Annotated in this window: 10 protein-coding genes and 1 pseudogene; 5 read left to right on the top strand and 6 right to left on the bottom strand. The window is 51.3% G+C overall.

What is annotated here, in order from left to right; all coding sequences use genetic code 11:
* The 5 genes from ACWA6V_RS12975 to ACWA6V_RS12955 form a co-directional block, all read right to left on the bottom strand.
* Positions 1 to 210: Rieske (2Fe-2S) protein (locus tag ACWA6V_RS12975; protein ID WP_449522885.1), on the bottom strand; the 210-nt coding region annotated here is incomplete at its 3' end.
* The gene (locus ACWA6V_RS12970) at positions 211 to 1,254 is read right to left on the bottom strand and encodes a S1C family serine protease (protein WP_449522884.1); all 1,044 of its coding nucleotides are present in this window, start codon (positions 1,252 to 1,254) and stop codon (positions 211 to 213) included.
* A gap of 18 nt (positions 1,255 to 1,272) precedes the next feature.
* Entirely contained in the window at positions 1,273 to 2,148 is an 876-nt protein-coding gene (htpX, locus tag ACWA6V_RS12965) for a protease HtpX (RefSeq protein ID WP_449522883.1), read from the bottom strand.
* A 359-nt stretch (positions 2,149 to 2,507) separates the two neighbouring features.
* Positions 2,508 to 3,308, bottom strand: a complete 801-nt coding sequence (locus tag ACWA6V_RS12960) for a Crp/Fnr family transcriptional regulator (RefSeq protein ID WP_449522882.1) — start codon at positions 3,306 to 3,308, stop codon at positions 2,508 to 2,510.
* 114 nt (positions 3,309 to 3,422) lie between these two features.
* Complete coding sequence (locus tag ACWA6V_RS12955) at positions 3,423 to 3,716, bottom strand: TfoX/Sxy family protein (protein WP_449522881.1); 294 nt, start codon at positions 3,714 to 3,716, stop codon at positions 3,423 to 3,425.
* Positions 3,717 to 3,926: 210 nt separating this feature from the next.
* On the opposite strand from ACWA6V_RS12955, the gene ACWA6V_RS12950 reads away from it, so the two are divergent.
* Genes ACWA6V_RS12950 through cysE form a run of 4 tightly spaced genes read left to right on the top strand, consistent with a single transcriptional unit; the run spans position 3,927 to position 7,592 of the window.
* Complete coding sequence (locus tag ACWA6V_RS12950) at positions 3,927 to 4,607, top strand: M15 family metallopeptidase (protein WP_449522880.1); 681 nt, start codon at positions 3,927 to 3,929, stop codon at positions 4,605 to 4,607.
* A gap of 21 nt (positions 4,608 to 4,628) precedes the next feature.
* The gene (locus ACWA6V_RS12945; RefSeq protein WP_449522879.1) at positions 4,629 to 6,011 is read left to right on the top strand and encodes an MFS transporter; all 1,383 of its coding nucleotides are present in this window, start codon (positions 4,629 to 4,631) and stop codon (positions 6,009 to 6,011) included.
* A gap of 34 nt (positions 6,012 to 6,045) precedes the next feature.
* Positions 6,046 to 6,768, top strand: a complete 723-nt coding sequence (locus ACWA6V_RS12940) for an HAD family hydrolase (protein ID WP_449522878.1) — start codon at positions 6,046 to 6,048, stop codon at positions 6,766 to 6,768.
* An 11-nt stretch (positions 6,769 to 6,779) separates the two neighbouring features.
* The gene (cysE, locus tag ACWA6V_RS12935; RefSeq protein WP_449522877.1) at positions 6,780 to 7,592 is read left to right on the top strand and encodes a serine O-acetyltransferase; all 813 of its coding nucleotides are present in this window, start codon (positions 6,780 to 6,782) and stop codon (positions 7,590 to 7,592) included.
* A 7-nt stretch (positions 7,593 to 7,599) separates the two neighbouring features.
* Here the strand turns inward: cysE and ACWA6V_RS12930 are convergent, their stop codons facing one another.
* The gene (locus ACWA6V_RS12930) at positions 7,600 to 7,869 is read right to left on the bottom strand and encodes a hypothetical protein (RefSeq protein WP_310067869.1); all 270 of its coding nucleotides are present in this window, start codon (positions 7,867 to 7,869) and stop codon (positions 7,600 to 7,602) included.
* 199 nt (positions 7,870 to 8,068) lie between these two features.
* Between ACWA6V_RS12930 and ACWA6V_RS12925 the strand changes: the two are divergent.
* Positions 8,069 to 8,319: pseudogene (locus tag ACWA6V_RS12925) on the top strand (hypothetical protein); the annotation flags it as partial.

Here is an 8,319-nt window from a genome sequence, read left to right as displayed (position 1 = left end):
GATCATGCTGCCACTGCTGTCGAGAAACTGATCTTCCACCCATTCGAGCGGAATGCCGATATGCGGGCAGCTGTTTTGGTAAAGGTAAACCTTGCCCTGCTGTTTGACTGCAAAGAGCTTGCGTTCGCCCAGTTTAAAACCCTTGCTTCCAGCCTCAGGAATGTCAGCAAACGCGCAGAGGCGCATCTTGTCCGGTAAGCTAGTAGTCACTTACTTGGGTGCTGCAAGGCGAATGGTACGAGTGAGCAATTTGCCATCGCGCGCCACACTGACGGTGACTTTTTCGCCAGGCTTGTAATTTTCCAAGGCGCTGAGTAACTGGTCGTCATTGGCCGTGGGGTAATCATTGATAGCGACGATAACATCGCCCAGGGTGATCTGACCCCAGTTGTTGCGTTTTGCGCCCTCAAGCCCAGCTTCAGCGGCGGGCGAGTTAGGCTCAACACGCAGTATGGGCACGCCCTCAATGCCGATCTGCTGTGCCCATTGATCGGGCGCCACTGCAATGCCCAATACCGGGCGAACCAGCCGGCCGTGCTCGATGAGTTCGGGTACCACTTCCTTCACCGTGTTGACCGGAATCGCAAAGCCTATGCCTGCGCTCGCACCGCTCGGACTGTAAATCATGGTATTGACGCCAATCAGCTTGCCCTCGGAGTTGAGCAGCGGTCCGCCTGAGTTGCCGGGGTTGATGGCAGCATCAGTCTGGATGACGTTGGTAATTTTGCGTTGGTTGGGCGATATGATTTCGCGCCCCAGTGCACTGACTACACCCGTAGTGAGTGTGGCATCCAATCCAAATGGATTACCGATCGCCAGAACCTTGCGACCGACGCGCAAATCGCCTGAATCGCCTAAAGGCAACGCATTCAACTTGGCTTTTTTGCCGTCGATTTTAAGTACTGCGAGATCGCGCTCCGGTGCCAAGCCAACCACTTCTGCCGGCCAATTGGATTGGTCTTGCAGGGTGATGGTGATTTGCCGAGCGCCTTCCACCACATGGTAGTTGGTGACGATATAGCCCTTGTCGTTCCATACGAATCCGGTGCCTGAGCCGCGTGGCACAGTCACCAGATCAAAGGAGTAGGGATCGCGCGCGAGTTGTTGGTTGGTGACGAATACTACGCTGGGGCGTGCTGCTTCAAATACCTCAACGCTATTGCGCTCGTCATCCGTTGAAAAAGCCTGGACACTCGCGCTCAGTGCGCTGATGCCAGTAACACACATTAATACTAACCAGCGCCAGAGTCTCATACCCGGTCTCCGCGCTGATTAAGCGTTGTCACGCAGGGCTTGGATACGTGCTTCCAGCGGAGGATGGCTGGCAAACAGATTGCGTACACCGCCGCTGATACCAAACGCGCGCATACTGCTTGGCAAGGGGCTTTCGGCACCAGCGTTAGACTCAGCTTGCAGGCGTTGCAGGGCGCGGATCATGGCACCGCGATCGGCCAGTGTGGCACCGGCATGGTCGGCGCGGTATTCGCGGTAGCGCGAGAAAGCAGCAACGATCATCGAGGCCAAAATACCCAAAACCACTTCGGCAACCATTGTGGCGATCATAAAACCAAAACCGCGACCACTTTCGTTCTTGAGCAGGACGCGGTCGACAAAGTCGCCGATGATGCGAGCGAAGAACATCACGAAGGTGTTCACCACGCCCTGGATCAAGCTCAGGGTGATCATATCGCCATTGGCAACGTGGCCGATTTCGTGCGCGAGTACCGCTTCCACTTCATCGCGTTCAAAACGTTGCAGCAGGCCCAAGCTCACTGCAACCAGTGCCGCATTGCGGTTCCAGCCGGTGGCGAATGCGTTGGATTCCTGTGCGGCGAACACCCCAATTTCCGGGGTTTTGATACCGGCTTTTTGCGACAGTTTGGTCACGGTATCTACCAGCCATTGTTCATCGGCATTGCGTGGTTGTTCGATCAACTGAACACCCATGGAGCGCTTTGCCATCCACTTGGACAGAAACAGGGAAATAAAGGAGCCGACAAAACCGAACACGGCACAGAACACCAGCATGCTTGATAAATCCAGGCCGTTTGCGGTGCGATAGTTGCCCACGCCGAGCAAGCTCAGCACAACGCCCGCCACCAGCATGACTGCGAGGTTCGTTAACAAAAACAAGCCTATGCGTAACACGATAATATCTCCCATAAAATGTTTAATTCGCTGCCTTATACGCAACGTCGGGGGAGTATATGTGTGCGCTGCGAAAGAATTTCAATCATCGCCGCGTTAAGAAAGGAAAAAGTGCAGAGTAAGGGGTTGTAGATAAGGAAGGTGATGGGAGAAAAGTGGCCGCCGCAAGGGCGGCCCAAGCAACCGTGTTAGCCGAGAGACTTTCGGAGAGGAAAGACCCTAGGGGGTGAGAAGAAACCGCAATCGACTTGCAGGGCGACTATTGAATCCTCTCGGCTGCTGCACGGGAGATGTTGTGCAGCAGTGAGTTAACAATAATCGTTCTCATCTTTGTGGTCAAGTGTTTTTGAGAAATATTCTTATTTGAATGTTGCGGCGGATTTTACTTGTAGTAATTGATTATTGAGTTGGTTGATTTTGGCTGCCATCTCTTCAATCAGGCCCAGACAAATCTGCGGTTGGTGTTCAATCAAGGTGATGAACTCTTCTTTGCGCACCGCTAATACAGTGCAATCGCTGCTGGCGATTACCGAGGCGATACGCGGTTGGCGCGTAAACACGGCGAGAGCACCGAAGATCTCATTGGCGTGAATGTCACCCACTTTTACCCCATCGCAGACAGCGTCGGCGGCGCCTTCAAGCAAGGTGTAAACGCGGTCGGCGACATCGCCTTGGTTGATAATGGTTTCACCTGCGCGAAAATGCAGGAAGCCGGCAGAAGGTTGGAATTCGCTACGTAACTCCTGGGTGAGCGCCTGCTCGTAAAAGCTGATGGTACTCAGAAGGAGGTAGGCCCAGTTGCGCTGGGATTTGAAGTCACTATTGGCTTGTGCGACCAGTGCATCGCGTTCATAGGCCAGCAGTGTAACTGGCCCTTCGCAGCTGAATTGCCCTTGCGGGAGGTTAAGTGAGCGTGGCAGGCCAAGCAGGTCGCCCTCTTCAAAATGCATGACCAATTTGTTGTGCAGGTAGTAATCGACTTGGCCTTCGACAACCAGCAGTGTGCGCGTCGGGGGGATATCCGCAAAAATATCGCTGCTGGCAGCTATCGCAAAAGGCTCATCGGCCGGGGCTACTTGGGTGCATAAAAGTTCGGTGAGGGCGCGCAATTTGGTCGCGAGCTCAGACATAAGGTCAGACTGTTTGGTTGGAAGATGCATATACCCCTCGGTTACAAAAAAACACTAGTAAGGCGCTTTTAGTGTAGCCTGTGTCGGGGAAAAAACTGCACCTAAAACCTCAGTCTGTTAACCGGATGCGATTTTTGTGCGCGGCTATGCCGTGGCTTTGGAAAAGTTTCCCTGTTCGGGCATTTCGGCTTCACTGACCAACTGGGCTTTCAGGTCGGGGGGGATATCGTTCCAATGGACATCCATCAACGCACCTTGCAAGGCGTAGAGCATGACTTTGGAGACATTGATGTCGCGGGCTCGTATGCGGCGATAGGCCTCAACGGCGCCAGTGCGTTTGAGGTCGGCGTGGGTGTTGATCCCTATTGCGCGGAGGATGTTTACCGATGCCATTCCAAGATTCTTTAATTGCAATAACTCACTATGACAGGCAGTCATACAGTGCAATCTCCATTTATTATTATCGGGTATTGTGTTTTAAAATTTCCGTTTACATCGCCGCCTTATCTTACATACTTGCATGTCTTGTGCAATTGTTTTCTCTCGAATGCTATGCAAATCAAGACAAATGGTGCACTAAACGCAATAAAGTGGCGCAGTACTTTGCGGGAAATTTCATCTATAAACCCAGCTTGACGGAATTCTTGCATGACTGATTGGACACCTGAACTGTTGTTGGGATTGGACGAGCGCGCGCTAATGGAGTCGCCGCTACTCGCCTGCCGTGTCCATCGGCAGATGCTCGATTCATTATTATTTTTAGCAGAGCGTGCTGCCAGTGCCGGTTTTATTTTAAAAGTGGCGAGTAGTTATCGAAGTTTTGATCGGCAGTTGTTGATCTGGAATAACAAGGCGCGCGGACTGCGCCCGGTGTTGAATGATGCGGGTGAGGCCATCGATATAAATACGTTATCGGAGCGCGATAAAGTTTTTGCGATTTTGCGCTGGTCTGCATTGCCGGGTGCGTCGCGCCATCATTGGGGAACGGATGTGGATGTGTACGGTGCCGTACATTTAGATCCCGAATATCAACTGCAATTAACCTTTGCAGAAACGCAAGGTGATGGCCCTTTTGCGGAATTTCATCGCTGGTTGGATGGCGAATTGGCGCAGGGCAACAGCGATTTTTTTCGCCCTTACGCGCGGGATCGCGGTGGTATAGCGCCTGAGCCATGGCATTTAAGTTATACGCCCTTGGCAACGTTTTTTTCACGTCACTTTACGCAGGAACTATTGCGCGAGCAGTTGGAGCAAACGGATTTGGCATTAAAAGAAACCGTGCTCGAAAACCTCGATGAAATCTACCGGCGTTTTATTGTTGTCGATTAACAATTGATAAGGAATTATTTTTTGAATCACTCTGAATTGACCTTGCCTGCCTCAAACAAAGCCGTTCGCTCCTGGATGTTATTTGACTGGGCGGCGCAACCATTTTTTACCGTAGTCATTACCTTTATTTTTGGCCCTTATTTTGTTGCGCGTCTTGCGAGTGATCCTGTTGTCGGGCAGGCGGCTTGGGGATATACGGTGACCATCGCCGGCATAGCGATAGCGCTGATGGCTCCCATATTAGGTGCAATTGCCGATGCAACTGGCGCGCGCAAACGCTGGATTGCTTTTTTTGCGGCGCTAAAAATTAGCGCGCTCTTATTGCTCTGGTTTGCTGCTCCAGGTTCTGCGTTATGGTTGCCGATGCTGTGTGTCGTTGTGGCAATGGTTGCTGCTGAATTTTCAATTGTGTTTAACGATTCAATGATGCCGCGCCTGATTGCGAAAGAAGATATCGGGCGCATTTCCAATCTCGCTTGGGGCTTGGGTTATCTCGGTGGCTTGATTGTTTTATTTAGCGTATTACTGCTGCTTGCGGGAAATCCCTCCACCGGTAAAACATTAATTGGAATAACACCGCTGTTTGGCTTGGATGCGGCGCAGGGTGAGGATGCGCGCATAACCGGCCCCTACGCTGCACTGTGGTATTTCATTTTTATTTTGCCGATGTTTCTCTTTACACCGGATAGCAGTAAAGGTGTGCCATTAAAAACGGCGATTGCTGACAGTATCGGCGAATTAAAAAATACGCTGCATGAATTAAAACAGCGCGCGGGTTTATTGCGTTTTTTAGTGGCGCGCATGATCTATCAAGATGGTGTTAACGGCCTGCTGGCACTGGGTGGCACTTTTGCTGCAGGTATGTTTGGCTGGCAGACGATTGAGATGGGCATTTACGGTATTTTATTGCTTTTGGTTGCTATCGGCGGCTGCGCTTATGCAGGGCGATTGGATGCGCGCATGGGTTCGAAAAAAGTGATTCTGCTCAGTTTATTGTGTTTGATTGCTGCCACTATCGGTGTTATCTCCACCGGCCCTGGTTATACACTTTTTGGTCTGGTGCAATTTTCCACTGTGGATTCCGGGGGATTATTTGCGACGGATGCCGAAAAAGCCTATGTCGGTTTTGGTTTGCTAATTGGCTTGGCTTTCGGGCCGGTGCAGGCTTCATCTCGTTCATTTATGGCGCGCAGTGTGAGCGTCGATGAGGCAGGGCGCTATTTTGGTATCTATGCGCTTGCTGGTCGTGCGACTGCTTTTTTAGCGCCCATGGCCGTAGCAAGTTTAACGCTCTATACCGATTCAGCGCGCATCGGTATGGCGGCGTTGATAGTGTTTTTAGTGGCGGGTTTGGCGATTTTATTAAAAGCACCTTATCCGGCACCATCAAATCAGTCGATTTGAGTGTTGTTTTTATTGCAGAGGTAAAGAGATAAGTATGTTAGTTATTTTTGATTGCGACGGTGTACTGGTAGATAGCGAAATTATCTCTGCGCAGGTGTCGAGTGATTGCTTAAAAGAAATTGGAGTTGAGTTGAGTGCGGACTATATTCTGGAAACCTATCGCGGAAAATCCGTGGCAGATTGTATCCGCATGATTACGGAAGAATTGTCCAAGCTTGAGTCGTGGAAAAATCTGAGCGCTGCTGAGCAAGCAGAGCGCGGAGCGCAATTCTGGCGGCATGTACAATTGCAAACGCTGGTGGTGTGCGAAAAAGAATTGGAGCCGGTTGCCGGTGTGATGAGCGTATTGGATAGTTTGAAAGAAAAGCAGGTTGCGTTTTGTGTTGCCTCCAACGGCAAGCACGAAAAAATGCGCATGACTCTGGCTAAAACCGGGATCATGCCCTATGTGCAAGGGCGTGTGTTCAGTTTTGAAGATGTAACGCGCGGCAAACCGGCGCCGGATTTATTTTTATATGCAGCAAAAATATTAGATATTCCTGCAGAGCAAGCAATCGTTGTGGAAGATTCCTTGACCGGCATTCAAGCAGCAGTTGCTGCCGGCATGCGCCCACTCGGGTATTGCCCGCCGAATAGCGATGGCAGTGACAATGTGTTATTACAGCCTATGCGTGAACTAGGTGCGGAAATATTTTTTGCGATGGATGAATTAATCCCGTTAATTTTTAAAGCAGAGCTAATTTCTAAGGATCACTGAGCCGGGTTGTTATGCAAATACCAGCACACAATTTCGCCCACGTTGATGTGTGGCAAGAAATCCGCGCTGAGGCGCAGCAGGCGAGTGCCGATGAACCTGTGCTCGCGAGTTTTTATCACGCGAGTATTTTGAACCACGCAACTTTTGCGGCGGCTATCAGTTTTCACCTTGCCAATAAACTTGATAGCCAGGCATTGCCTGCGATGATGCTGCGCGAAGTGTTTACCGAGGCGATGCAGGCCGATGTCAGTATTGAGCAGGCGATGCGCGCGGATATTCGCGCGCACCGCGAGCGCGATCCAGCGTGCAATAAATTCTGCATGCCGTTTTTATTTTTCAAAGGTTATCACGCGTTGCAATCCTGGCGTATTGCGCACTGGTTGTGGCTGCAAAAACGCAACGCGCTCGCGCTCTATTTCCAGAACCAGATTTCGCAGGCGTTTGATGTGGATATTCATCCGGGTGCGCACATCGGTAGTGGCATTATGATCGACCACGCCACCGGTGTGGTGATCGGCGAAACCACAGTGATTGAAGATGATGTGTCTATGCTGCACAGCGTCACTCTCGGCGGCAGCGGCTGCGTGAAAACCGATCGCCATCCCAAAATCCGGCGTGGTGTCTTGATTGGCGTGGGGGCAAAAATTTTGGGGAATATTGAAATTGGCGAGGGAGCTAAAATCGGTGCAGGCAGTGTGGTATTAGACGCAGTTGCACCGCACACTACCGTTGCGGGTGTGCCAGCCAAGCCTATCGGCAGGCCGAAGGGAGAGTCTCCGGCGCTCGATATGGATCATCATCTCAATGATGACGCTGGTGATTAGTAGATGATCAGGCGCTGCGCTGGTCGGGCAAATAACTGGTCTCATCATCGCAGCCATCCAGTAGCCACTTCAGTACTGACTCGCGGCTCTTGAGCATGGATTGATAGTGCTCGATCAGCATAGTGTTAGGCCGCGGATGCGCCTGCATTGCATTGATCCGGTCGGTCAAAAAGGCGATGTCCTGTTCCACCTTGATGCGTGCATTGCCGTGTGGGCTGAGCGCGCCATCAATCACCAAGCGATTGTCTTGCAGTTTCTTTTGAATAAAAGGCAACATAGTTTCACCACTCCCTCGCAGTTTAGGCATTGAGTATGGTTGTCGGTTGCACCGACTGCCAGTCGCCTGTAAGACTGATTGGTTACATTCTGTGCGCTGTTTATCGCTCTTATTTGATCGCCTACTGTATAGGGCGGCATTAGGGGCAGTGAGTGCTATTATTCAGGCAGTGCAGTTTTAGCAGCAGGATTTTTGGATTATGAGCGCTCCCGAATTCGACATTATTTTCCGCGGCGATATCGTCTTCGGCCACCAGTTGGCTGAAGTAAAGGCCAAATTGCAGCAGCTGTTCAAGGCTGATGCGGCCAAAATTGATGCCTTGTTTACCGGTCGTCCGGTGCCGCTCAAACGCAATCTGGATGAGGCAACTGCCAATAAATACCGCGATGCGCTGATTAAAGCGGGCGCCATGGTTGAGGTCTGCTCCAGCGATACCAGCCCCGCCAACGC

It is taken from the genome of Cellvibrio sp., from assembly GCF_053579595.1.
Note: the sequence above shows the minus strand (reverse complement) of the source record. Positions and strands in the feature narration are given on the sequence as shown.